We start from the raw sequence: 24,969 nt of genomic DNA on the forward strand, positions 1-24,969 counted from the left end.
ACAGGTGACCGGTCCTGTCGAACGGAGGTAGCACGTGGCGTTGGCCGTACCGTCCCCCTCGCTGCGCGGGGTCCACCCGGCGTGGTTGTTCGTGGCGGCGGCGATCGCCAGCCAGATCGTCTACCCGCTGCTGCCCGCCGGCCCGCGCACGCAGATCACCGTCGCCAGCGTGGTGTTGTTCTTCCTGGCCGCCGTGGCCGACGTGACCCGGGTGCACGGCGCCCGGGGCGCGGCCCTGCTCATCACGATCGCCGGTGGCGGCGGTCTGCTCGCCGAGTCCGTCGGTGTGCAGACCGGATTCCCGTTCGGCGACTACGCCTACACCGGAACGCTGGGCCCGCAATTGCTCGGTGTGCCGGTGGTGATCCCGCTGGCGTGGGTGATGATGGCGTGGCCGGCGTTGGTGGTCGCCCGGACCCTGGCCGCGCGCCCGGCCGCGGTGATCGCACTCGGCGCGCTCGCGCTGACCGCCTGGGACGTGTTCCTCGATCCGCAGATGGTCGACGCCGGCCACTGGACATGGACGCACCCCGACCCCGGGCTGCCGCTGATCCCGGGGATCCCGCTGACCAACTACCTGGGCTGGCTGCTGGTGACCACCCTGATCATGGCGGCGCTGCACGCCGCGCTGCGCCCGCAGGACACCACGTCCGGACCCGCGGCCGCGCTGTATCTCTGGGTCTACTTCTCCTCGGTGATGGCGCATTTCGTGTTCTTCGGCCTGCCCGGCTCCGCGGTGATGGGTGGAATCCTGATGGGCGCCATCGCGATTCCGTTCACGTTCGCGCTGCTGCGCCGGCGCCGCGAGCAGCGCCCGAGGGTCCTGTGACCGACGCCCTGACCAGTCGCGCGGCGCCGTTTCGCATGCGGCCCCGGCGCCTGGTGACACCGGATCCGCTGCTGCCGTCCCAGGTCGGGCCCGGCGCTGCCGCCGTCGTGGTCGGCGGCGGTATCGCGGGAATGTCGGCGGCGATCGTGCTGGCCGAACGCGGCGTCGCGGTCACGGTGCTGGAGGCGAAGGATCATCTCGGCGGACGACTGGACGCCTGGCCCGAACGGTTGCCCGACGGCACCGAGCAGATGATCGAGCACGGCTTCCATGCGTTCTTCCGGCACTACTACACGTGGCGATCCATCCTGCGCCGCGCCGACCCGCAGTTGTCGTTCCTCGCGCCGGTGCGCAGTTACCCGGTGATCTCGGCGACCTGGCCGGCCGAGGACCTGTCCGGCCTGCCCGCCGCGCCGCCGCTGAACCTGCTCGCGCTGGCCCTGCGTTCGAAGAGCCTCACCCGCCGCGAGTTGACCCGGGCCGATCCGGACACGGGTCGTGCCCTGCTGGCCTACGACCGGGCGACCACCACCGCCGAACTCGATTCCGTGGACGCCGCAACATTTCTCGACGGGCTCGGCATGACCGAGCGCACCCGAAGCATGCTGTTCGAGGCGTTCGCCCGGTCCTTTTTCTGCAACCAGGGCCAGCTGTCGGCGGCCGAACTGGTGGCGATGTTCCACTACTACTTCCTGGGCAACCCCGAAGGCATCGGCTTCGACGTGCCGAACACCGACCATGCCACCGCAATCTGGCAACCGCTGCAGCGCCATCTCGAGCAACGCGGGGGCCGGGTGCTCACCGGTTCCGCCGCCACGCAGATCACACCGGATGGCCCGGACTGGCACGTGAACACCGCGGCCGGGCCGATCTCGGCCCGGCACGTGATCCTCGCCCTGGATCCCGGTGCGTTACGGTCACTGATCGGTAGCTCACCGGTGGCCGCAGCGACGGCTCCCCTGCTCGCCGACAAGTGCCGAAACCTGAGCGTGGCACCGCCGTTCGCGGTCAGCCGGATCTGGCTGGACCGCGATGTGGCGTCCGAGCGGGCACCGTTCAGCGCCGTCAGCGGCCAGCCCAACCTGGACTCGATCGCCGTGTACTCGCGGTTGGAGGAGCCCAGCATCCGGTGGGCCGCTGCGACCGGCGGATCGGTGGTCGAACTGCATTCCTACTCGTGCCGCCTGGCCGACGCCGACGAGGCCGCCGCGGCCATGCGCACCGAGCTGGCGGCGATGTGGCCGGAAACCGCCGACGCGGTCGTGCTGCACGCGCACGATCGGCTGGAGGCGACGGCGCCGGCGTTCCCACCGGGTTCGGCCGGCAGCCGTCCCGGTGTGCGCACCGATGCCCGCGGACTACGCCTGGCCGGCGATTACATCGAACTTCCCTACCTGGCCGGCCTGATGGAACGCTCGGCCATGTCGGGGGTGTTGGCGGCCAACGACATCCTGGCCGAACTCGGCGCGGCCGCCGAACCGATCACCGGCGTACCCCAGCGTGGGCTGCTGGCCGGGGTACCGCAGCTGCCGCGACGCGGCCGACGCGCTTAGATCCGGCCGCAACCGGGCACCCGGACCCATGACATCAGCACCGCTCACCGACGACGCCCGCCGGATGCTGGCAAAGCCCAACCCCGCCGTCATCGCCACCACCCGCCGCGACGGCCAGCCGGTCTCGGCCGCCACCTGGTATCTGCTGCGCGACGACCAGCTGCTGGTCAACATGGACGTCGCGCGGAAACGGTTGGCACACATGCGCAGAGACCCGCGAGTCGCACTGACCGTGATCGACGGCGACGACTGGTACACCCATGTCACCGCGATCGGCCGGGTGGTGCGGGTGTATGACGACGAGGGCCTGGCCGATATCGACGCCCTCTCGCAGCACTATCAGGGCAAGCCCTACCCGGACCGGGACCGACCCCGGGTCAGCGCGATCATCGAGATCGACCGGATCCACGGCTGGGGTGCACAGAAGAACAACGATCAGCCCGATGGCCGCGGGTGATCAGCACAGCGATCTCCACCGACATCCTGCGCGGCGCGGTCGAACTGGAGCGCACGTCGCTCGGCATCCTGCCGCACCGCCTACCCGGCTGGGCCCGGATGCAGAGCCCCGACCCGCAGCTGGCGATGGCAGAGTCCCAGCCCGCGGGTTGCCGACTGGTGTTCACGACCCGGTCCACGGCCATCGAACTCGAGGCGTTACGGACCAGACCGGCCTATCGCGGCATGCCGATGCGTCCCGATGGCATCTACGACCTGGTGATCGACGGGCGGCTGGCCGCGCAGGCCAGCCTCACCGGCGGCAATGTGCTGATGAAGGACGCCGCGGCCGGCACCGAGGAACTGATCGCGGGTGCTCCCGGCGTCGTTCGCTTCACCGGACTGCCCGACCGGCCCAAGACGGTCGAGATCTGGCTGCCGCACAACGAGATCACCGAACTGATCGCGCTGCGCAGTGACCATCCGGTGGAACCGGCACCGACGACGCGACCGGTCTGGTTGCATCACGGCAGCTCGATCAGTCACGGCTCCAACGCGCTACACCCGACCGGCACCTGGCCTGCCGTGGCGGCCGCAGGCGCCGGTGTCGACTTGGTCAACCTCGGGATGGGCGGATCGGCGCTGCTGGACCCCTTCACCGCCCGCACCATGCGCGGCATCCCCGCCGACGTGATCAGCGTCAAGATCGGCATCAACATCGTCAACACCGACCTGATGCGGTTGCGCGCATTCGGTCCTGCCGTGCACGGCTTCCTCGACACCGTGCGCGACGGGCACCCCACCACGCCACTCATCGTGATCTCCGCGGTGCACTGCCCCATCCACGAAGACACCCCGGGACCGCTCGCCCCGGACTTCAGCGACGGCACAATGGCTTTCGTCGCGACGGGAGACCCTGCCGAGGTCCGCGCCGGAAAACTCACCCTGACCGTCATCCGAGACGAACTCGCCCGCATCGTCGACCAGCGCGCCGCCGCGGATCCGAATCTGCGGTATGTGCACGGCCCGGACCTCTACGGTCCCGACGACTTCACCGAGTTCCCGCTGCCCGACCGGCTGCACCCCGGCCCGGAGGCCCACCTGCGCATGGGCCAGCGGTTTGCCGACGTGCTGACCAATCTCCATGCGCGCCGCTAGGTCCGGTGCTCAGGTGACGATCGAGCGGCTCGGCGCCTGGGTGATCAAGTGCAACCCGCGTATGACGCCGATCGCGCCGATGCTGGCGGCCGGTGAGGCGAGGCCGCACTGGTGCGTCGCGGACAACTACCGGACGCGGCTCATGCGCCCCGGACAGCGGGCACTGTTCTGGGTGTCCGGACAGCCCGACCGCGGCATCTGGGGTGCCGGCCATATCGATGGCGAGGTGTGGTCCGACGGCGGGCGACTGCACGTCCCGGTACGCATCCCGATACTCGCCCAGCCGATCACCGCCGCCGACCTGGCGGCCGTTCCCGGCCTGGCCGCCATGGAGGCGTTCCGCGCACCACAGCAGTCGAATCCGTCCTGGGTCAGCGATACCGAACTCGCGCTGATCGACCGGTTGCTCCGCTCGCACCCGACATAGCCCGGAACAGGCGCTGACACCGCAGCCGTTCGGATCGCCTGCCGCCGGAGGTTTGGCCGCCCGGGATACGGGTAGGCCCGGCCATCGGTGTTCCAGCGGCCCGAGACCGGTCCGCTGGGAGTTGGGGAACAACGGGCAGGAGCGGCAGCGGCATGGAGTACAACCGGGAGTCTGGCGGGACCGCCGTCACCGCACCCTCGGTGAGCGGCTCGATTACCAGCGAACTGGCTGCCCTCTCCGGGTTGTCATTCGACGTGGCCGACGTCTCAGTGATTCTCCACGACGCTGCGGCCGCGGTGCCCCGCGTCGGGCCGTGTCAGGTCGAGGCCGCCTACGAGCTCGTGGACAGCTCATGGGATCGAGTGCCGCCCGGCCCGGCCGGCGGCACCGGCCTCGACCAACTGGTCGCCGATTGCCACGGTGACGGTGAGGTTCGGATCGCCGGCCGCATGTGGGGCCGGGCTCTTCCGCTCAAGCACCACAATGTCGTCGAGGGCGCGCTCGTGGTCAGCGCCGGCAGTCGTCCATCGAGCGAGCAGATCCAGATGTTGGCGGTGTTGGCCAACCAGGCAGGCGCCGCGCTCTCCAGCCTTGCGCTGCACCGCCGTGTCGAACAGCTGGACCAGGCAGCCGCGCGGCTGGCCGATGTCAACCGGCAGTTGCACAGACGTGCGCTTGTTCATCAGACCATCGAAACAGCGGCGCTGAGCAAGGGCAGCGGCGATGCCGAACAGTCCATCATCGATGCGCTCCATGAGCTGACAGCACTTCCGATTGCTCTGGAAGACCGATTCGGCAATCTGCGCTGCTGGTCCGGCCCGGGACGGCCGAGGACCTATCCGCCACCGGATCCGCAACGACATCAGCGCCAACTCGCCGTCCTGGCAGGCCAACACGGACCCGTGCGGTTGCGGGATCGCCTTGCGGAGCTGGTGTCACCGCGCGGTGAACAACTCGGCGTTCTGGCCATGATCGATCCGCGGAATCTGGTGACCGACGACGACATGTATGCGATGCACTTCGCCTGCGCCCTGCTCGGATACCAACTCTCACACGAACGTAGCCTCGTCGAACTGGAAGCGAGTGTGCGCCGGGGGCTCGTGGACGACCTGCTCTCCGGCACCGACGACGCCGGCGCCGTGGCGAGGGCAGACGCCCTGGGATACGACCTACGGCATCCCCACCAGGTGATCGTCGTACACAGCGAGGCGGGCGTCGACATACTCACGCCCGCCGTCACACGCGCCGCAGCCACATTACAGCTGCGCATGCTCAGCGGCCGTAAGGGCGATGTCGTGGTCCTCGTGACCGCCGGTGGATGCGACCCCGCAGAACTGCACCGTGTGCTGAGTCAGATGCTGAGCCCGGCGACATGTGCCATCGGAGTCGGATCACAGTGCGATGTACCTGCTCATGGCCCCCGATCATTCACCGAGGCCCAACGGGCCTTGAACGTGCGGATGCACTCCGCGGCGCCGGACGGCGCATCCGCCTACGCCGAACTCGGTTTCTACCGACTCATCGACGCGTTCCATGTCAGTTGGGTCTGCGTGGCCGACGTCTGCACAGCCAGATCGCCGAGCGCCGCGTTGAGCGCGACCATCGACGCCATGACCAGCAGGACGTTGGTGCTGGCGACGGTCAGCAGCCACTGTCTGCGGCGGACCGAAAGGCGGCCTGCCGCAGCGTCGACCGGTTCGTCCGACAGCGAAGGCCTCGTCGCAGCGTCGGCCATGGGAGTACCTCTCGATGGGAGGACTTCAGAGACCCTGGGTCTCGAAACTTCGGTGCCGCCGACCCTACCAGCCGCTTCCGCCACTGACGAGTCATACTTTTCAGATCTGTCTCGTCAGAACGCAGCCGTGTCCCGATCGGCATCGACGGCGCTCTTCCGAATCCAGCCTTAAATGTGCGATAGAAATCTACTTTTCGGCTCCCAGCGGCTGTATACCTTGATGTCACCACTCCTGATAGGTTCAGGGAGAGACAATACGTTCATGCCATACATGTCCACAGGGGTGGACGATGATCGGAGGGATGGGACATGCGCAGGCATGGGTGGGCGGGGAACACTCCGACATCCGATGAAGAGGCGATGAACCGGATCCTCGATGCCGTCGATTCGCTTGCGACACAACATGAGCCGGCGGTCAGCGTCACCGACGTGGCACGTCGCCTCGGGGTGAGCCGCCAGACGGTGTACCGGTACTTCCCCGGCTCGGAGGCCATGATGGCCGCCAGCCGCATGCGATCGGCCGACGGGTTCCTGGAACGACTGCGCCAGCACATGCGTGGACTGCACGACCCGGTCGCCGCGCTGGTGGAGGGCATGGCGTTCACGCTCGAGGCGCTCGTCGGCGATCCACAGCTCGAGCAGGTCTTCCAGGTGCGTGACGACGGCGCTCAGACCCAGCCCTTCACCTCCGCGGTGGCAACGTCTTTCGGGCGGGTCCTGCTGGGCCGGTACGACGTCGATTGGGCGGGGCACGGATTCGATGACGCGGGCTTCGACGATACCGTCGAGCTGTGCGCCCGCACCTTCCACTCGCTGTTCATCGACCCCGGGCGGCTGCTCGATGACGGCGTCGCGTTGCGCCGCTTCATCGCCGAATGGTTGGGCCCGGCGATCCACTATCGCCTGATGACCAGAACGGTCGCGGGATTGGGGCGCGGCGTCGCGACCGGCGGAGCGCGCGGGAGTCGCACGACGTCTTGACGTCCCGACCGAAAGCCTGGGCGAGCCGGACATCACGGGGTGGGTGTCACTGCGTCCCGCCGGCCGCTACCGGTGGCGTTGCGGCGCGCATAGCGGCGACGACATCGTCAGTCCAGACAACTCCGTGGGCCAGGAAGGCGTAGTTCACAAGCGCTGCCTGATAGCCGTCGCCCCATTCGGGGTGGCGCGGACCCGCGATGGCGTCACGGACGACGTATACCTCGAAGCCCTGCTCGAGAAGATCGCGCAGGTGCGACTCGACGCACATGTTGGCCAGCATCCCGCCCAGCAGAATCCTGTTGATGCGACGTTTCCGGAGTTGCAGGACGAGATCGTTGGTCTGCGGTCCGAAAACCTTGTGCGGGCTGACGACGACGGTGCGCGGGTCCTCGATGTACGGCTTGAAGTCATCGAGCCAGTCGGCTCCGGAGCCGAGGAACCCGTCCAGGTCCAGTGGGCCGCGCCGGCCGAAGGTGCCGGTGCGCAGCTCGTCGGCTTCCAGTGCGCCGTTGAAAAGCCAGCGGTGGTCGGTGGGATAGAAGTAGTGCGGCGAGATGAACATTCCGAACGATGAGGCTTGCGCGGCTTCGAAGATGGCGAGCATGTGGGCCACGGTGTTGTTCTCGGTGACGCTCGCTCCGGTTACCGCCCAGTTGATTCCTGTCGGACTCAAGACATCGTTCTGCGGGTCGATGAATACGACGGCGGTGTCGCTCCGGTTCCAGTTCATCGGAATGCCCTTCTTCGTGCGTCGGGACGAATGACCCAGCGCTGTGATCGATGATTCCGCCGCGGGCGGCGGATGTCGTCATGGCCACCTGCCATCAAATAGTCCGGATGACCTGCGGGCTCGATACCTGCTAGCCGGTACGCAACGTACGCGTGTAGTGCTCTTCAGAGGTTCGGCAACACGATGACCTTCCCGGTCGAGGTTCCGGTCTCGACGAGCGTGTAGGCGTCGTTGACCTCGCCGAGGGGGAAGGCGGCTGAATGCAGCCTCGGCATCAGCTGTCCACTGTCGGCCAGAGCGCTGGCCTGCGCGAGGATATGGCCGTGGTGGTCGCGGCCACCGCCCGTCAGCAACGGCAGCAGCGTGAACACGCCAGAGTAGGTGGCACCCCGGAAAGACAAGGGAGCCAGGCTGTGTGCGCCCCAGCCCAGAGCGCTGACGACGTGACCGGTGTAGCGCTTGACGGCGGTGAACGAGGCGTCCAGGGTGGCGCCCCCGACGTTGTCGACAACGATGTCGAAGCCTTCACCACCGGTGTATTCCCCGACATACTGATCAACGGTGTGATCGGTGTAGTCGATGGCCGTTGCTCCGGCCTTTCGGATTGCTTCCAGGCTGGCGGGGTTGCCGCCAGTGGCGAAGACACGCGCGCCGCGGGCGAGGGCCAGTTGTACGGCGAGGAAACCGACCCCGCCGGCGCCACCGTGGATGAGCACTTGCTGGCCGGGGTTGACGCCGGCGCGGTCGATGAGCCCTTCCCAGGAGGTGATGAAGCCCAGCGGCAGGGCCGCGGCCTCCTCCATGCTCAATGCCGCGGGCTTGTGTGCGATCAACTGTGGGTCGACGGCGACCAGCTCGGCCAGTGACCCCGGCACGCCTCCGATTCCGCCGGTCATGCCGAACACCTCATCGCCGGCGCGGAACTGGTGGACGTCGGCCCCGACGGCCTCCACGACACCGGCCATGTCGATACCGAGCACTGCCGGTGGTGCCATCTTGGCGTGAGCGCCCTCGCCGCGGCGGATCTTGGTGTCAAGCGGGTTGACCGCGCTTGCTTCGACCCGGATCAAAACTTCGCCGGAACCGTATGAGGGGTCACGAAGTTCGTGAATTCGTAAGGGACTGTTGTATGCAGTCAGAACTGCAGCGCGCATGGTGTCTCCTCGAAGTCAGTTGTCATCTTCACTCAGCGGTGGATACGCCGCGGGCTATCCGCTCGACCAGCCGGTGCAGTCGGACCGCGTCCGCGAACGACGGCGCGATGTTGGTGCCGTCCGCACGATCGCCGTGCGAAGGCGATGTAGTGCGCGCGCCGATGATGCCGACTCCTATGGGATTCATCGGGGCATCGCTTCGTCCTCGTGGAAAGCCAGGACGATGCGGCCACGGACGCCGCCCCGTTCGAAGATGCGGTGCGCCTCGGCGGCCTCGGCAGCGGGAAGGATTCGGGCGACCCGCAGGGTTAGCCTGTTCTGCTCGGCCAATGCCCGCAGGCCGTCGAGCTTGTCGGTCGCATGGGTGTAGTCGGGCACCCACACATCTCTGATGGTGATACCCCGCTCGGGATGCACAGCAGACGTGCCACGCTCACCGGGACGACGGACGATGGCGATCTGGCCATCATCGCGCAGGGCGGGGAGAACTTCGTCGCCCTGCAGCGCGGCATCCACCACCGCGGCCACACCTTCGGGATGCCGCTGTCGGATTCGTTGTCCGACAGCGGGGCCGCGAGGCACGATCTCGTCGGCCCCGAGGGTGGTGATGAGTTGCTCGTCGGCCGGCGCGGCATCGGCGATCACGTGTAGCCCGTCGGCCTTGGCCAGCTGGATGACGTAGCCGCCGACGGCGCCCGCGGCGCCGGTGACAGCCAGGCTCTGACCGGGTTCCAGGCCCAGCACATCGAGCGCACGCCGGGCGGTCAACCCATTCATCGGTAGCGTCGCGGCCTCGGCATGGCTCGATCCGGCGGGCGCCAGGGCAGCCTGATCCGCGTCGACGACGACGAACCCGTCGTACGCCCCGCCGGACGGGTCGATCGGCATCATGATCGCCATGACCCGGTCACCGATGCCGAGTCGCGTCAGGGTCTCCGGCCCGATCTCGTCCACGACGCCGGCCACCTCCATGCCCGGCCGGTACGGTGGAGCCAACGTGCTCTCCCGCAGCGCACCGTCGATGTCGCCGAGCCTGAGCAGCACGTCGGCAGGATTCACCGTCGCCGCATGCACGCGGATGCGGATCTGCCCGCGGCCGGCGTGCGGCGCATCCATATCAATCTCTCGAAGCACCTCTGGGCCGCCGTACTCGGAGACCACCACTGCCTTCATCGCGCCTTCCCTCTATCTGGGGACACATCCCCACTTATTCGTCGTATCATCAAACGGGGATGCATCCCCGCTTATTCCCGCTGGTGTTCAGGAGGCTCTCGTGCGTGCCGATGCCGAACGCAACCGCGCTGCTGTCTTGGCAGCCGCCGAACTCGCGTATGCCGAGCAGGGGCTCGACGTCTCCCTGAACGAGGTGGCCCGGCGAGCAAACATCGGGAATGCCACGCTCTACCGGCATTTCGCGACGCGAGAAGCACTACTGGCAGAGGTGTACAGCGTCCACCTCGAGCGCTACTGCGCACTCGCCGAGGAAGCTGCCGCGGCAAAGGATCCCGTGATCGCCCTCCGGGACTGCGTCCTCGCCACGTGTGCGCTGCAGGCCGGCAACCGGGGTCTGGCCGATCTGCTCGCCTCGCTCAGGCCCCTGACCCCCCACGTGGAGGAGCTTCGAACCCGGCACCACCGGGCGATCGCCGCGCTGTTCGAACGCGCGGTCGGGGGCGGGAGGATCCGCGCCGATGCGGGGCCACCCGATCTGGCGGTACTGCTGATCGCCAACGCCGGCCTGGTCCACCGCACTGCCGAGCACGCTCCGCGATCCAGCGCCCGCCTGGTGGCGCTCTGGCTGGCCGGAATCCTCGGTGACGGAGTTGCCGTGCCGACGCCGGAGCCCCCGTCGGACCCCGAGATTCGTCTGGCGCTACATGACTGAGCGAGGCTACGTCTCTGCGGCACCCGGCGCGGAGGCCAACGCCCCAATGGCGATCGGGGCATCCCATTCTTGAAAGCGGACGTTCCACAGTGCGATTCGTCGACCACTGCGTGGTGGGTTGGGATGCAGTCGGCACATTGAATGGTGTCTTGGAGGCAATCCGCAACCCTTGCCACGTAATGCGATTGATTGCCGCCGTCCGTCGACCCGGTCACGTCTCGGGAAACTGAATCCCACGCTGAGATCGCCGGCTCGGCAACCTGTGCGCCACCGGAAACATAGCCAAACGAAAACGGTCCCCGGAGTTTCCTCCGGGGACCATTTCCCACTAGTAGCGGGGACAGGATTCGAACCTGCGACCTCTGGGTTATGAGCCCAGCGAGCTACCGAGCTGCTCCACCCCGCGTCGGTAAACACAAGATTACCCAAGGGGGTTCGGCACACCAAATCGTCTGGTCAGCCCCGGTTTTTAGGCACCGAAGCGGACCACCTGGCCGGTGTTGAGGACCCCGTCCGGGTCATACCGATCGGCCAGGGCAGCCAGCCAGTGCCGGGTGTCCTCGTCATAGACCCGCGCCATCCGCGCCGCGTCCGCGGCGGGCGCGAAGTTCGGCAGCAGGCCACCGGTCGACCACGGCTGCAGCGCCCTGGTCAGGGCGCCGGCCTGCGCGGGCACCAGCTCCGCGTTGGGCCCCATCGGCACCCCGATGACCGTCACCGCGTACCTGGCGTTGCGGTGGCAGAAGGCGCTGCGGTGCGGGGCCTGCCGGGCCATCGCCCCGCCCAGCAGCCGCACCTCGACAATGGTCTGCACCGAACCCGACCCGGGGCCGGCCGCGGCCAGCAGGATGTCGGTGGCCTCAGAACCGAAGTCACCCAACAACGCCTGATCCTCATGGATCGGCATCGGGTCGACCGGGTCGGCGTGCACGGCACCGATCGCCGCGTACGGCAGCACTGCGACGGTGTCCAGGATGGGGGTGGCCGCCTCCCGCATCGGCGCGAGAAGCGCTGCGGCCTCGGCGAAATCGTCCAGGGCGGTGTAGCGCACCGCGACCGTCAACCGGCCGGCCAGCGGCTCGGGCACCCCGGGTAGCGGCGGCAACTGCTGCAATGCGATGGAGGTGTTGATGTTCTCCGGCAGCGCGGCGCTCCACTGCACCCATTCCCGCAACACGGTCGGCGTGTCGTCACCGTCGAAATAGAGTGCACCGCCGTAGAACTCGGTGATGGGCAGCAGGTCGATCTCGACGGCGGCCACGATCCCCAGGGTGGCCTTGCCGCCGCGCAGACCCCAGAACAGGTCGGCGTGCTCCTCCGGGGTCACCCGCAGGTACTCCCCCGACCCGGTCACCAGGTCGAAGGACCGCACGTGATCCGACGACACCCCGACGCTGCGCACCAGCGGCCCCACTCCGCACCCGGTGAGGAAGCCCACGACGCCGACATTCGGTGAGGAACCACACAACGGGGCCAGCCCGTGCGGCGCAGCGGCGTCGAGGACCTGCTGCCAGCGCGCCCCGGCCGACACCCGGGCGGTGCGGTGGACCGGGTCGATCTCGCAGTCGGTCATGGCGCCGGTGTGGATCAGCAGGGTGTCGGCACCGATCGGGATGGCACCGTGGCCGGTCGCCTGCACGGTCACGCGCAGCCCGTGGGCGGCGGCGAATCGGACGGCCTCGGCGATGTGATGCGGCGAGGTGGCGAACACCACGGCGGCCGGTTGTACCGGCACGGCGACATTCCAGGGTGTGCAGCGCTCATAGCCGGGCTCGCCGGGCAGCGCCACCAGCGCGCTGACGTGGCTGGGCAATGTCGACAGCCGATCGCTGTCGACCGAGTCGGCCAGGGTCATTCGGGGTCCTTTCAGGCAGTGCGTCGGGCAACTGCGAAAAGACTGGCGCGCCGCACTTGGCGTCTTCTTGGAGCCGACGCCAAGTTGGTGTCAGCCCAGCTCACGGGCGGTTGCGGCGACACCGGTCATGCCAAGCCGGGTCGCTTCGGCGACGACGCGAGCGATCAGTTCGGCGCGTCGGGGCGGGTCGGCGAGCTCGGCGTCCAGCAGATCGCAGCGCACCAGGGACGGCTTCCCGCCGGTGCGGCCGGCGATAACACGGGCCCGCGCCAGGTGCTCGCGGGCGCGGTCGCGATCCCCGGCCAGCGCGTGCAGCCGGGCGGTGCCGAGCGCGACCGGTCCGGCCAACCCGACCTGCCCGATCACCGCGATGCGATTTAGAAACGGCTCCAGCTCGGCGAGTAGCGGCGCGGCGAACTCCGGCAGCCGGTGCTCGGCGGCCAAGTGAGCCAGAAAGGTGTTGTGACCCAGCGTCGTCCAGATCTCTCCGCGATTGCCTGCGAATCTGTCGGTCAGCATCGCACGGGCGGACTCGCGCGCCGCCGGCCCGTGTTGCATGGCCAGAACCACCGCACGTGCCAGGGTGACCATGCTCTGCCCACCCGACGCCGCCGACTCCTCGGGCAGCTGCGGCGCCGGACCGCCGGTCTCCCACAACAGGCTGACCTCGGCGAGCATCCCACTGCCAGCGACGTAGAGCTCGGTCTGCTCGTGCACGTGTGCGGCAATGGTGTGGTGGCGGCGCGCCTCGTCGAAATCGCCGCGCCAGATCGCCTGCACCGCTTCCATCCAGCGCAACTGGGCGCGCAGCACCGGCAATTGCAGTTCCTCGCTGCCGGCGATACCCACGGTCAGCTGGTGCCCGGCACCGTCCACGTCTCCGAGGGACATCGCGGCCATGGTCGCCACCGACGCGGCGATCACGGTGTCCTCACGGGATCGCTTGTGACGCAACTCGTTCAGCTCCGTGATACAGCTCAACGTCCGGGCCGCCGCGCTGGCCACCCCGGAGTAGGTGATCAGCCGACCCATCAGCACGTCCGCGGTGACCTCGGTGTCCCCGGCGTCGGCAGCCAGTTCCCCAGCCCGGTCAAGAGTCCGGGCGGCCACCGCGATATCGGGGTCATAGCAGTGCCCGACGGCCAACGCCGCGCACACCCGCGCACCCGCGGCGGGGTGCGCGTCGCACAGCGCGGCCGCGCGGTCCAGCAGCGCCAGTACCGCGCCGGGGTCCTCCCCCGGCGCCAGCCACGGCCATCCGCCGCTGGCCCGCAGCAGGGCGCTGGCGACCCGGCCCGCTGTCACCGCACGGCCGGCCCGCAGCGCGTCGATCAGATTGCGTTCGACGGCGTCGAGCACCAGCCGGCCCCGGCCGGCCCGCGAGTGCGCCTCCAGCATGGCGACGGTCAGCGCGTCCCGGTCGGCATCGGTGCGCTGCGCCGCAGGCAACCGGTCATAGGCATCCAACGCCGCCTGCCACCACCGCGCCGCGATATCCGAACTCCAACTGGCCGTGGCCCGTTCGGCGGCGACCCGGCACGCGGCCACCACCTCGTGCGGTTCGACCAGCGGTAGCGCGGCCACCAGGTGACCGGCGCGGCGGGTCAGCGCGCCGTCGGAGGTCGCATCGGCCAGTACCTCGGCGACCTTGGCATGTACCCGCTGTCGCCGCAGCGCCGGCATCCCGGCGATCAACTGATCGCGCAACAATCCGTGGGCGAACACGTAGCCGTCACCGGTCGGCGCGGCCACCACGATGCGCTCGTCGGCGGCTTCGTCGAGATAATCGGCCAGGGTGTCCAGATCCAGCCGGGTGGCGCCGGCCAGCACCGGCAGCGCATCCCGGTCGATGGCGTCGCCGATGATCGCTGCCGTCCGAAGCATCTGCAGCACAGCGGGATCCAGCCCACCGAGGCGCAGGTCCAGGACCGACTTCACTGCGATCGGGATCTCCCCACCGAGCCGTTCGGCGCGCGGCAGCCGGGCGTACTCGGAGACGAAGAACGGATTGCCGCCGGTCCGGTCGGCCAACGCACTCGCCTCGGCCTCCTCGACCGTCTCATCGGCCACCTGATTGGCCAGGGTGGCGACGTCGGCCGCGCTGAGGGCGGGCACCTCGATGTGCCGGTTCGCGCCCCGCGTCGCAGTGCCCAACAGCCGCAACACCTCTGACGAGTGGTCCCCGTCACGCACGGTCAGGACGATCGCCAGCGGCCGGTCCCGCAGGGTGCCTGCGATATAGGCCAGACACGCCGCCGATGCCGAATCCGCCCACTGCACATCGTCGATCACCACGGCCAGCAGCCCGGAGCCGGATTCCAGCAGCCGCTGCACCCGTTCGTAGACGGCGAAGCGGGCGGTGTCCGGGTCGGCGTGCGCCGGCACGGCCAGCACCTCGTCGGCGTCGGCGCCGAGTGCGCGGACCAGCTGCCGCATCGGCCACCACGGCGGGATCCCCCGTTCGTCGGGACAGCTCACCCATACCGCGTCGCCGCCGGCGGCGCGGACCCGGGCCGCGGCCTCCTCGGCCAGCCGGGTCTTGCCGATCCCGGGTGGGCCCGAGAGCACCAGCCAGCGGGTGGCCCCGGCTCTCGCTTCGACGAGAAGCCGTGTGAGCGCCTCCATTTCGCGGGTGCGGCCGACGAGCCCGCCGGACGCGACGGCCGGTTCGACTTCGGCAACCGGCGCGGGCGCGGGTGTGGAGACCGATTCGGCTCCGGTCCAGCCGGGTGAACGCGGCCAGGCCGCCAGTTCGGGAGCTTGGCGCAGCACAGCGGTCTGCACCTGCTGCAGTTCGGCACCGGGCTGCAGACCGAGCTCGTCATCGAGACGCCGGGCGTGTGCGGCGTAGGCGTCGAGTGCCTCCGCGGTGCGTCCGGACCGGTACAACGCCACCATCTGCAGCCAGCAGCCGCGATCACGGAAGGGGTCCGCTCTGCGCAACTGCTCGATATCGGCCAGCGCCGACGACACCCGACCGACCGCCAGGAACGCGGTGATCCGGGCGTCCAGACATTCGGTGCGCAGCTCGTCGATGCGGGCGGATTCGGCTGCCAACCACGCCTCGTCGCGCAGATCCGCCAGCAGCGGGCCGCGCCAGAGCGCCAGTGCCGCATCGGCGGCCACGATGGCGTCGTCCCACCGGCCATCGGCGACGGCCGTGGCGGCCCGCCCGGTACCCGCGGCCAGTTCTGCGGTATCGACCGTCGCCGAGCCGAGTTCGAGGTGATAGCCGGGTGGTCGGCGGACGATCGGCGAGACCCCGGCATCGTCGCGCAGCACCCGCCGCAGGTTGGAGACGTAGGCCTGCAGGCTAGCGGTGGCGCTACCGGGCACGTCGTCACCCCAGACGGCGTCGATCAGCCGGTCGACGGAGACGACCCCGCCCTGGGCCAGCAACAGCACCGCCAGCACGGCGCGCTGCTTGGGCGGCCCGATATCGACCCGGGCGCCGTCACGCACCACCTCGAGTGGTCCGAGCAGCCGATAGTGCACGGCGGCAGTGTAGTGGCGGCCGCCCCCGCGAGCGTGCGTGAACTCCTGCTATTGCGCGGAGTGTCCGGTGCAGACACGCACGCTCGCCGGGAAGGTGATACAGGTCTGGACGGTCAGCGCGCCTCGCGGTAGCGGTTCATCGCGTCGTCGAGCCGCTGCAACGCGGCACCGAACTCGGCGAAGTCACCACTGGTCTGCGCCTCGGCCATGTTGTCCAGCGCCGCGTTGACCTCCTGCAGCGCAGCGGCCTTGGGCCCCGACAGCGTCACCGGACCACCCGGCGGCACCGCCGCGGCCGGCGGCTCGGCCGCCGGGGCGGGCGCGCGACCCTGCTGGGCGGCGGGCGGATTCGCGGCCGGCTGACCGTTGGTCGGTGCGGCCTGCGGGCGTCCCGCCGGACCGTCGGCCGGGGCCGGACCGGTAGCCGTCGCACCCGCACCGGCGCCGAAGATCTCGTCCAGCGCGTCACGAACCGTCGGGCCGTAGCCGACCTTGTCGTTGTACATCATCGCCACGCGGATCAGGCGCGGGTAGGACGATGCGGCATCGCTGGCGCCCGGCGAGGCATAGATCGGCGCGACGTAGAGCAGGCCACCGTTGCCGATGGGCAGCGTCAGCAGGTTGCCCCACCGGATGCGGTTCTGGCCGTCCCGGCCGATCTGCCCCAGCTCCGTGGAGACCGCGGTATCGGTGCTGATCGCGTTGAAGGCCAGCTTCGGACCGTTGACCTGGCCTGGCACGGTGAGCACCGTGAGCTTGCCGTAGGTGTCGGGATCGGAGCTCGCGCTGATATAGGCCGCCAGGAAGTCACGACGGATCCAGTTCATCGCACTGGTCAACTGGAACGACGGTGAGCCGTCCTGCTTGGCCTGGTCCTTGGCCACGATGTAGTACGGCGGCTGGAAGCTGCTGGCCGTCGGGTTGGGATCCAGTGGCACATCCCAGAAGTCGGCGTTGGTGAAGAACTTCACCGGGTCGTCGACGTGGTACTTGGCCAGCAGCGCGCGCTGCACCTTGAACAGGTCCTCGGGGTAGCGCAGGTGCTGCTTGAGCTCCTCGGAGATGTCGGCCTTGGGCTTGACGGTCCCGGGGAACACCGACATCCAGGCCTTGAGCACCGGGTCGGCCTCGTCCTGCGCGTACAGCGTCACGGTGCCGTCATAGGCATCGACGGTGGCCTTGACCGAGTTGCGGATGTAGGACACCTGCTTGTCGGGCAGCAACCGGTTGACCGCCACCTCGTTGGAGTCGATGGTGGCGTTCGACAGCGTCGTCAGCTCCGAGTACGGGTAGTTGTCCAACGTCGTGTACCCGTCGACGATCCACACCATCCGCTTGTTCACGATCGCCGGGTAGACACCGTTGTCGGTGGTCAGCCACGGCGCGACCGCCTCGACGCGCTGCGCCGGGTCACGGTTGAACAGGATCTTGCTGTCGTCACCGATCACGCTGGACAGCAGAAAGTTCCGCTCGGCGAACTTGGCGGCGAAGACGGCACGGGCCAGCCAGTTGCCGACCGGGACGCCACCGCTGCCCTGATAGGTGTAGTTCTTGGTCTCGGTGTTGGTCTCGTAGTCGTACTCGCGGTCGACATCACCAACCTTGCCGACGATGGCGTAGTCGTCGGGGGCGCTGGCGATCACGGGCCCGAAGTAGACGCGCGGCTGATCCAGCGGCGCGGGTCCGGGCGAGACCACGCTGCCGTTGGCGCCGACGACGCTGGCCAGGAACTCCGGGTAGCCGCCGTTCTGGTTGGGGTCGTTGGCGATACCGCGCACGGTGTTGGCCGGCGAGGCGACGAACCCGTTGCCGTGCGTGTAGACGGTGTGCCGGTTGATCCAGTCGCGCTGGTTGTCGATCAGCCGGTCCGGGTTGAGCTCACGCGCGGCCACCACGTAGTCGCGGATCTGCCCGTCCGGGCCGACGTAGCGGTCCATCGACAGCTGATCGGGGAAGTTGTAGAAGTTCTTGCCCTGCTGGAACTGGGTGAACGCGGGGCTGACGATCGTCGGGTCGAGCAGGCGGATGTTCGACGTCGTCGCGGTGTCCGAGGACACCTGCTGGGCGGTGGCGTTGGCGTCGCCGCCGTAATTGCGGTACTCCACCGTCTGATCGGTCAGCCCGTAGGCATCCCTGGTCGCGGTGATACTTCGATTGATGTACTCGCTTTCCTTCTGCGCCGCATTCGGTTTGACGCTGAACTGCTCGACGATCAGCGGCCAGCCCGCGCCCACCACCAGCGAGGACAGCAGCAGCAGCACCAGACCGATGGCCGGGATGCGCAGGTCGCGCAGCACCAGGGCGGAGAACACCGCGACCGCGCAGATGACGGCGATGGCCAGCAGGATCAGCTTGGCGGGCAGCACCGCGTTGATGTCGGTGTAGCCGGCGCCGGTGAAGGGCTTACCGGCCCGGGTGTTGCTGAGCAGCTCATAGCGGTCCAGCCAGTAGGCGGCGGCCTTGAGCAACACCAGGGTGCCGGCCAGCGCCACCAGCTGGATACGGGCGGCGCGGCTCAGCGCCCCGGAGCGCCCGGACAGCCGGATGCCACCGAACAGGTAGTGCCCCAGCAGGTTTGCCGCGAACGCCAGGAACACCGCCACGAACAGGTAGGTCAGCACCAGCCGGTAGAACGGCAGATCGAAGGCGTAGAACCCGAGATCGATGCCGAACTGCGGGTCGGTGATACCGAATTCGCTGCCGTTGAGGAACAGCTGCACCGGAGCCCAGTAGCTCTGCGCGACGATGCCGGCCAGCAACCCGATGAAGACCGGGATGCCGATACCGAACAGCCGCAGCCGGCTCATCACAGTGGTGCGGTAGCGGGCCACCGGATCGTTGGGTCCGGCGGTCGGCACGAACACCGGGCGGGTGCGGTAGGCCAGCGCCAGCCCCGCGAAGACGACGGCGCCGATGAAGAGCGCCACCACGAAGAACAGTGCGATGCGGGTCAGCAGCACGGTCGTGAAGACCGACCGGTAGCCGAGCTCGCCGAAGAACAACCAGTCGACGTAGCCGTCGATGAACCGCGGCCCCACCAACAACAACAGGACAACTGCTACCGCGACACCGATCAGAATCCGGCTCCGCCGAGTCAGCTGCGGCATTCGCGCCGCGGGCCGCATACCCAAGTCGTCAACTCCACTCTGGTTCCGTGGCGTGAGGGGGGACCCGCCACAACATCAACGCCTGCGGCCTGCCGGTCGCAGCTGACCCCCAATGCTACGCACCGACCGCCAAGGAGATTCTCAGCACGTCGGGGGTTCGCCACCGGCGGAAATCGTGTTCAGCGCGTCGACCGCCGTGGCGAGCGTGTCGACCTTCACCAGCTGCAGTCCGTCCTCGCGCGCGGTCAGCGCCTCGGCGCAGTTGTCGGCGGGCACCAGGAAGATCGTCGCGCCGGCGTCGTCGGCCGCCGCGATCTTGTGCGTGATACCGCCGATCGAGCCGACCTCGCCGTCGGCGTTGATGGTGCCGGTGCCCGCGACGAACTTGCCGTCGTTGAGGTTGCCGGTGGTCAGCTTGTCCACGACGGCCAGGCTGAACATCAGGCCGGCCGACGGGCCGCCGATGTTGGCCAGGTTGAACTCGATGTCGAACAACGCCCACGGCGCGTCGACCACACCGATGCCGAGGTAACCCTGCGGGCCCTCGGGGTGCTCGCCGAGGGTGATGGTGGTGGTACCGGCGGGCGCGTTCTTGCGGCGGAAGTCGATGACGACCTGATCGCCGGGCTTGGTGTTCTTCACCTCCGCCTGGAACGCCGCGAGATCGGCGACGGCCACATTGTTGACCATGTCGATGGCGTCACCGGGCTGCAGCTTGCCCGCCGAGGGCCCCTTGTCCTCCACCGTCGACACCGTCACGGCCTTCGGATACTTCAGGTAGGACAGCGCGGCGTACTCGGCATCGTCCTCGGACTGCCGGAACTCGGTCGTGTTGGCCTGGTCGATATCGTCCTTGGACTTGTCCGGCGGATACACCAGGTCGCGCGGCACCAGCTGGTCGCGGCCCGACATCCACAGGATCAGGGCCTCGCCCAGGTTCAGGCCGTCGCGCTGGGACACCGTGGTCATGTTCAGGTGCCCGCTGGTGGGATGCACGACGTCGCCGGCGACCCCGTCGGAACTCTTGATGTCGACGACCTGCTTGCCGTCCACCTCGCCGAGGGTGTTGAAGGTCGGTCCCGGACCCAGCGCCACGTAGGGCACCGTCACGACCGACAGCAGCAAACCGAAGGCCAGGATCGGCACCAACGCCACCACCAGGGTCAGAATCCGCCTGTTCACGCCGCCCACAGTAGAGCGCGTTCACCCACAGCGTGACCCGCGGCCCTACCGCCCGTGTCTGCGGTGGGTACCGTTGACGGTATGTCTGACCTGCCCTTCGGCTTCTCCTCCGGTGAAGACCCCGATCGCGACAAGCGCAAGAAAGATCCCGCCGGGGATCCCTTCGGGATGGGCGGTGCCGGTTTCGACATGTCCGATCTGGGCCAGATCTTCACCAAGCTCGGCGAGATGTTCAGCGGCACAGGCGCTATGGGCGCAGGCGCGCAGGGCGGCCCGGTCAACTACGACCTCGCCCGCCAGCTGGCATCGAACTCGATCGGGTTCGTGGCCCCGGTGCCCGAGGCGACCGCCACGGCGATCGCCGACGCGGTCCGCCTGGCCGAGACCTGGCTGGACGGCGCCACCCCACTGCCGGCGGGCACCACCCGCACCGTGGCCTGGTCGCCGTCGGAGTGGATCGACAACACGATGGACACCTGGAAGCGGTTGTGCGACCCGGTGGCTCAGCAGATCTCCTCGGTGTGGGCGCAGGCTCTGCCCGAGGAGGCCAAGGCGATGGCCGGCCCGCTGCTGGCGATGATGTCGCAGATGGGCGGGATGGCGTTCGGCAGCCAGCTCGGCCAGGCGCTGGGCAAGCTGTCGACCGAGGTGCTGACCTCCACCGATATCGGCCTGCCGTTGGGCCCGAAGGGTGTTGCCGCGCTGATGCCGGCCGCCGTCGACACCCTCTCGGAAGGTCTGGAGCAGCCGCGCAGCGAGGTGTTGACCTTCCTGGCCGCCCGGGAGGCGGCGCATCACCGGCTGTTCAGCCACGTGCCGTGGCTGTCGAGCCAGCTGCTCAACAATGTCGAGGCCTTCGCCAAGGGCATGAAGATCGACATGAGCGGCATCGAGGACATGGCCCAGGGCTTCAACCCGGCCTCACTGGCCGACCCGGCCGCCATGGAGCAGCTGCTCAGCCAGGGCATGTTCGAACCCAAGGCAACCCCCGAGCAGACCGCCGCCCTGGAACGGCTGGAGACGCTGCTGGCCCTGATCGAGGGTTGGGTGCAGACCGTGGTCACCGCCGCGCTGGGCGAGCGGTTGCCCGGTACCACCGCCCTCAGCGAGATGCTGCGTCGGCGCCGGGCCACCGGCGGCCCGGCCGAGCAGACCTTCGCGACGCTGGTCGGGCTGGAGCTGCGGCCGCGCAAGATGCGTGAGGCCGCCGCGCTGTGGGAGAAGTTGACCGAGGCGGTGGGCGCCGACGCCCGCGACGCGGTGTGGCAGCACCCCGACCTGCTGCCCGGCTCGGACGATCTGGACGAGCCGGCCGGATTCATCGATCGCGTCCTCGGCGGGGACACCAGCGGTATCGATGAGGCGCTGGCCGACCTGGAGCGCAACGAGGGCCCGGACGGGCCTGTGGATAACTGAGGCGGCCGACGCGTCGACCGTGACACAGTCATGGGATGCGGCGCTACGCACTCAACCCGACGATGCCCGTGCTGTGGCGTCCCGACGGCACCGTGCAGATCGGGTGGGATCCGCGGCGTGCGGTGCTGGTGCATCCGCCCGCCGGACTGACCACCTCGGCTCTGGCCCAGCTGCTGCGCGGCCTGCAGGATGCCGCCACCGCTGACGAATTGGTTTCGCGGGCAACGGATCTCGGGGCTCACTCGGCGGCCGTCGCGGTCGCCGATCTGCTCGCCGCCCTGGTGCGCGCCGGTGTGGTGATCAGCCCGCCCGCCGCGCACCGGCCGGTCGCGGTCCGCATCCACGGCAGGGGCCCACTCTCGGATCTGCTGGCGAGTTCGCTGCGCTGCTCGGGGGCCCGGGTGACCCGGACACATCTGCCGCACGCCATGGTCAGCAGCGATCGCACCGACCTGGTGGTGCTGTCCGACGCCCTGGTCGCCGATCCGCGGGTGCTGCGCGAGCTGCACGCCGCCCGCCTGCCGCATCTGCCGGTCCTGGTGCGCGACGGCACCGGAGTGGTGGGTCCGCTGGTGCTGCCCGGGGTCACCTCGTGTCTGGCGTGCGCCGATCTGCATCGGCGCGACCGCGACGACGCCTGGCCGGCGATCGCCGCCCAACTGCGCGATGCCGTGGGGACCGCGGACCGGGCCACGGTGCTGGGCACCGCGGCGCTGGCGCTGGCGCAGGTCGACCGGGTGGTACGCGCGGTACGGGCCGGCCCCGACGACAGCACGGCCGCGGTGCCGCCGATGACACTGGACCGCACCGTCGAATTCGACGTCGCACGCGGCGCCGTGGTCACCAAGCGCTGGTCACGGCACCCGGCCTGCGCGTGCTGACATCGGTTGTCGCCAGTTCGTTGCGGCGTATTCAGCCACGTCGTGGATGATGGACGGGTGTCAGAAATCAAACGACGCAGCGTCGCCCGAAACGCGAAGCTCGCCACCTTGCCCGTCGGCTTCGCCGGCCGGGCCGCGCTCGGGTTCGGCAAGCGGCTGACCGGCAAATCCCGGGATGAGGTCACCGCGGAACTGATGGACAAGGCAGCTCAGCAGCTGTTCACGGTGCTCGGTGAGCTCAAGGGCGGGGCCATGAAGGTGGGCCAGGCCCTGTCGGTGATGGAGGCCGCCATCCCCGAGCAGTACGGCAAGCCCTACCGCGAGGCGCTGACCAAGCTGCAGCGTGAGGCACCACCGCTGCCGGCGGCCAAGGTGCACCGAGTGCTCGACCAGCAGCTCGGCACCAAGTGGCGGGAGCGCTTCCAGAGCTTCGACGACACCCCGGTGGCCTCGGCCAGCATCGGCCAGGTGCACAAGGCGGTGTGGGCGGACGGCCGCACCGTCGCGGTCAAGATCCAGTACCCGGGTGCCGACGAGGCATTGCGCGCCGACCTCAAGACGATTCAGCGTCTCACCGGGGTGTTCAAGCAGCTCGCGCCGGGCGCGGACATCGAGAGTGTGGTCGCCGAGCTGATCGAGCGCACCGAGATGGAACTGGACTACCGGCTCGAGGCCGACAACCAGCGCGCGTTCGCCAAGGCCTACGACAACGACCCGCATTTCGCGGTCCCGCGCATCGTGGCCAGCGCGCCCAAGGTCGTCATCGCCGAATGGATGGACGGCATCCCGATGTCGGTCATCATCCGGGAGGGCACCCCCGAGCAGCGGGACACCATGGGCACCCGGCTCACCGAGTTGACCTTCGGCGCGCCGCACCGGTTGGAGATGATGCACGGCGACGCGCATCCCGGGAATTTCATGCTGTTGGCCGACGGCCGGATGGGTGTCATCGACTTCGGCGCGGTGGCACCGCTGCCCGGCGGTTTCCCGGCATCACTGGGCAATTGCATCCGGCTGGCCCGGGACAAGAACTACGACGAGTTGCTGCCCGCGATGGAGGCGGCCGGGTTCATCCAGAAGGGTGAGCAGGTATCGGTCGAGGAGATCGACGACATGCTGCGCCAGTACGTGGAGCCGGTTCAGACCGAGGTGTTCCACTACACGCGGCGCTGGATCCAGCGGATGGCCGCCGGCCAGATGGACAATTCGGTCGCGCAGATCAAGATGGCCCGGCAGCTGGATCTGCCTGCGAACCTGGCGATTCCGCTGCGGGTGATCGCATCGACCATTGCGATCTGCTGTCAGCTGGATGCGCATGTGCCGGTGCGCGCCATCGCCAACGAGTACGTGCCGGGATTCGCCTAGCCGGTGCGCCGAGACTGCGGGTGCCGGCGGGAATTCGGGAGGATTCCGCCGGCACCCGCAGTCTCGTGTGCGGGCATCAGGCCGCCCGGTCGGCGCCGGCGTCCTTGCGGGGACGTCCGCGTGGGCGTTTGCGGGCCACGATGGCGCCGCGTTCGATGATCTCGCCACCCCAGACGCCCCATGGCTCCTGACGCTCCAGCGCTTCGCTGAGGCACAGGCTGCGGATCGGGCAATCCGCACAGAGGGCCTTGGCCTGTTCCAGCTGTGACGGGCTCTCGGCGAACCACAGATCCGGATCGGCCTCGTGGCACGGCACCGCGGGCAGTGTGCGTTCTAGGCATGCCTGGACGGACATGTCTTTTCCCTACTCTTCCTGGTCGTGTATTCGGTGTCGGTCTTGTTCTCGGACCGGTGACCAGGTTTCGGGGGTTTCCCTGCGGGGTGTCCCAAGAACCAGAATGGCCACGGATCCGGTGAGCTCGGGTCCGTGGCCTTTTCGGCGGTGCTGGGGCTTACCTAGGTGGTACCCCGATTCACGGACGCGACGATCTCGTGGGCGGTGCGGCGCTTATGCTGCGGCGCGGCGGCGGCGGCAGCGGGCGCCCAACCAGCTCGCTCGGCAGCAGACATGCCGGCGACAGCAACAAAGGTCAGCGGCATACCGCTGACACTTACATTGCTGCACATGGTGATAATCGACATCGGGCCGCCTCCTTTCCGCGAGAACTGGTCGTACAACGTGGTGATCTTGAGGCTAGAGCCTAACAGCCCGGGACCACAA

Annotated in this window: 18 protein-coding genes, 1 tRNA gene and 2 pseudogenes; 11 read left to right on the forward strand and 10 right to left on the reverse strand. The window is 68.7% G+C overall.

Annotation, left to right across the window (positions count from 1 at the left end; genetic code table 11):
* Positions 1-34 precede the first annotated feature (34 nt).
* The 6 genes and pseudogenes from BST17_RS09085 to BST17_RS29620 form a co-directional block, all read left to right on the forward strand.
* Positions 35-829: a carotenoid biosynthesis protein gene (locus BST17_RS09085; protein WP_083057273.1), complete on the forward strand. Its 795-nt coding sequence runs from the start codon at positions 35-37 to the stop codon at positions 827-829.
* Positions 826-2,382, forward strand: coding sequence for an FAD-dependent oxidoreductase (locus BST17_RS09090; protein ID WP_269149840.1), 1,557 nt, complete (start codon positions 826-828; stop codon positions 2,380-2,382). Before BST17_RS09085 ends, BST17_RS09090 begins: the two co-directional genes overlap by 4 nt.
* A gap of 28 nt (positions 2,383-2,410) precedes the next feature.
* Positions 2,411-2,839, forward strand: a complete 429-nt coding sequence (locus BST17_RS09095) for a PPOX class F420-dependent oxidoreductase (RefSeq protein WP_083057275.1) — start codon at positions 2,411-2,413, stop codon at positions 2,837-2,839.
* Positions 2,836-3,975 (forward strand): SGNH/GDSL hydrolase family protein, encoded by a 1,140-nt coding sequence (locus BST17_RS09100; RefSeq protein ID WP_083057276.1) that lies wholly within the window; start codon positions 2,836-2,838, stop codon positions 3,973-3,975. Before BST17_RS09095 ends, BST17_RS09100 begins: the two co-directional genes overlap by 4 nt.
* Positions 3,976-3,988: 13 nt before the next feature.
* Complete coding sequence (locus tag BST17_RS09105) at positions 3,989-4,402, forward strand: EVE domain-containing protein (protein ID WP_234807601.1); 414 nt, start codon at positions 3,989-3,991, stop codon at positions 4,400-4,402.
* Positions 4,403-5,415: 1,013 nt separating this feature from the next.
* Positions 5,416-5,847 (forward strand): annotated as a pseudogene (locus tag BST17_RS29620) (PucR family transcriptional regulator); the annotation flags it as partial.
* An 86-nt stretch (positions 5,848-5,933) separates the two neighbouring features.
* On the opposite strand, the pseudogene BST17_RS29625 reads toward BST17_RS29620, so the two are convergent.
* Positions 5,934-6,137 (reverse strand): annotated as a pseudogene (locus BST17_RS29625) (MFS transporter); the annotation flags it as partial.
* A 309-nt stretch (positions 6,138-6,446) separates the two neighbouring features.
* Between BST17_RS29625 and BST17_RS09115 the strand changes: the two are divergent.
* On the forward strand, positions 6,447-7,118 hold the full coding sequence (locus BST17_RS09115) for a TetR/AcrR family transcriptional regulator (protein WP_083057281.1): 672 nt from the start codon (positions 6,447-6,449) through the stop codon (positions 7,116-7,118).
* Between the two features lie 46 nt (positions 7,119-7,164).
* On the opposite strand, the gene BST17_RS09120 is transcribed toward BST17_RS09115, so the two are convergent.
* The 3 genes from BST17_RS09120 to BST17_RS09130 form a co-directional block, all read right to left on the reverse strand.
* Positions 7,165-7,848, reverse strand: a complete 684-nt coding sequence (locus tag BST17_RS09120; protein ID WP_083057283.1) for an isochorismatase family protein — start codon at positions 7,846-7,848, stop codon at positions 7,165-7,167.
* 164 nt (positions 7,849-8,012) lie between these two features.
* Entirely contained in the window at positions 8,013-9,002 is a 990-nt protein-coding gene (locus BST17_RS09125) for a zinc-dependent alcohol dehydrogenase family protein (protein ID WP_083057285.1), read from the reverse strand.
* A gap of 183 nt (positions 9,003-9,185) precedes the next feature.
* Positions 9,186-10,175, reverse strand: coding sequence for an NADP-dependent oxidoreductase (locus tag BST17_RS09130; protein ID WP_083057286.1), 990 nt, complete (start codon positions 10,173-10,175; stop codon positions 9,186-9,188).
* A gap of 100 nt (positions 10,176-10,275) precedes the next feature.
* On the opposite strand from BST17_RS09130, the gene BST17_RS09135 reads away from it, so the two are divergent.
* Entirely contained in the window at positions 10,276-10,887 is a 612-nt protein-coding gene (locus BST17_RS09135; protein WP_165762253.1) for a TetR/AcrR family transcriptional regulator, read from the forward strand.
* Between the two features lie 332 nt (positions 10,888-11,219).
* On the opposite strand, the gene BST17_RS09140 is transcribed toward BST17_RS09135, so the two are convergent.
* The 5 genes from BST17_RS09140 to BST17_RS09160 all read right to left on the reverse strand — a co-directional run bounded on the left by BST17_RS09140 (position 11,220) and on the right by BST17_RS09160 (position 20,526).
* Positions 11,220-11,293: transfer RNA gene (locus BST17_RS09140), tRNA-Met, on the reverse strand.
* A gap of 63 nt (positions 11,294-11,356) precedes the next feature.
* Positions 11,357-12,742 carry an FAD-binding oxidoreductase gene (locus BST17_RS09145; RefSeq protein WP_083057289.1) on the reverse strand — a complete coding sequence of 462 codons (1,386 nt, stop codon included), beginning with the start codon at positions 12,740-12,742 and terminating at the stop codon, positions 11,357-11,359.
* 90 nt (positions 12,743-12,832) lie between these two features.
* Positions 12,833-16,237 (reverse strand): ATP-binding protein, encoded by a 3,405-nt coding sequence (locus tag BST17_RS09150; RefSeq protein WP_234807602.1) that lies wholly within the window; start codon positions 16,235-16,237, stop codon positions 12,833-12,835.
* Between the two features lie 113 nt (positions 16,238-16,350).
* On the reverse strand, positions 16,351-19,368 hold the full coding sequence (locus BST17_RS09155) for a UPF0182 family protein (RefSeq protein WP_083057290.1): 3,018 nt from the start codon (positions 19,366-19,368) through the stop codon (positions 16,351-16,353).
* 117 nt (positions 19,369-19,485) lie between these two features.
* Complete coding sequence (locus tag BST17_RS09160) at positions 19,486-20,526, reverse strand: YlbL family protein (RefSeq protein WP_083057538.1); 1,041 nt, start codon at positions 20,524-20,526, stop codon at positions 19,486-19,488.
* Positions 20,527-20,607: 81 nt separating this feature from the next.
* Here BST17_RS09160 and BST17_RS09165 point away from each other — a divergent pair, with 81 nt between their 5' ends.
* The 3 genes from BST17_RS09165 to BST17_RS09175 are packed head-to-tail and all read left to right on the forward strand — an operon-like array spanning position 20,608 to position 24,188.
* A complete protein-coding gene (locus BST17_RS09165) occupies positions 20,608-21,942 on the forward strand; it encodes a zinc-dependent metalloprotease (RefSeq protein ID WP_083057292.1) in 1,335 nt (444 codons plus the stop codon).
* A gap of 35 nt (positions 21,943-21,977) precedes the next feature.
* Positions 21,978-22,823 carry a bacteriocin biosynthesis cyclodehydratase domain-containing protein gene (locus tag BST17_RS09170; RefSeq protein WP_083057293.1) on the forward strand — a complete coding sequence of 282 codons (846 nt, stop codon included), beginning with the start codon at positions 21,978-21,980 and terminating at the stop codon, positions 22,821-22,823.
* A 42-nt stretch (positions 22,824-22,865) separates the two neighbouring features.
* Entirely contained in the window at positions 22,866-24,188 is a 1,323-nt protein-coding gene (locus BST17_RS09175) for a macrolide-binding ATPase MABP-1 (protein ID WP_083057295.1), read from the forward strand.
* Positions 24,189-24,264: 76 nt separating this feature from the next.
* Here BST17_RS09175 and BST17_RS09180 read toward each other — a convergent pair whose 3' ends face one another.
* Complete coding sequence (locus BST17_RS09180) at positions 24,265-24,543, reverse strand: WhiB family transcriptional regulator (protein WP_083057296.1); 279 nt, start codon at positions 24,541-24,543, stop codon at positions 24,265-24,267.
* Between the last annotated feature and the right edge of the window lie 426 nt (positions 24,544-24,969).

Source organism: Mycolicibacterium bacteremicum, assembly GCF_002086115.1.
Classification (GTDB): Bacteria; Actinomycetota; Actinomycetes; order Mycobacteriales; family Mycobacteriaceae; genus Mycobacterium; species Mycobacterium bacteremicum.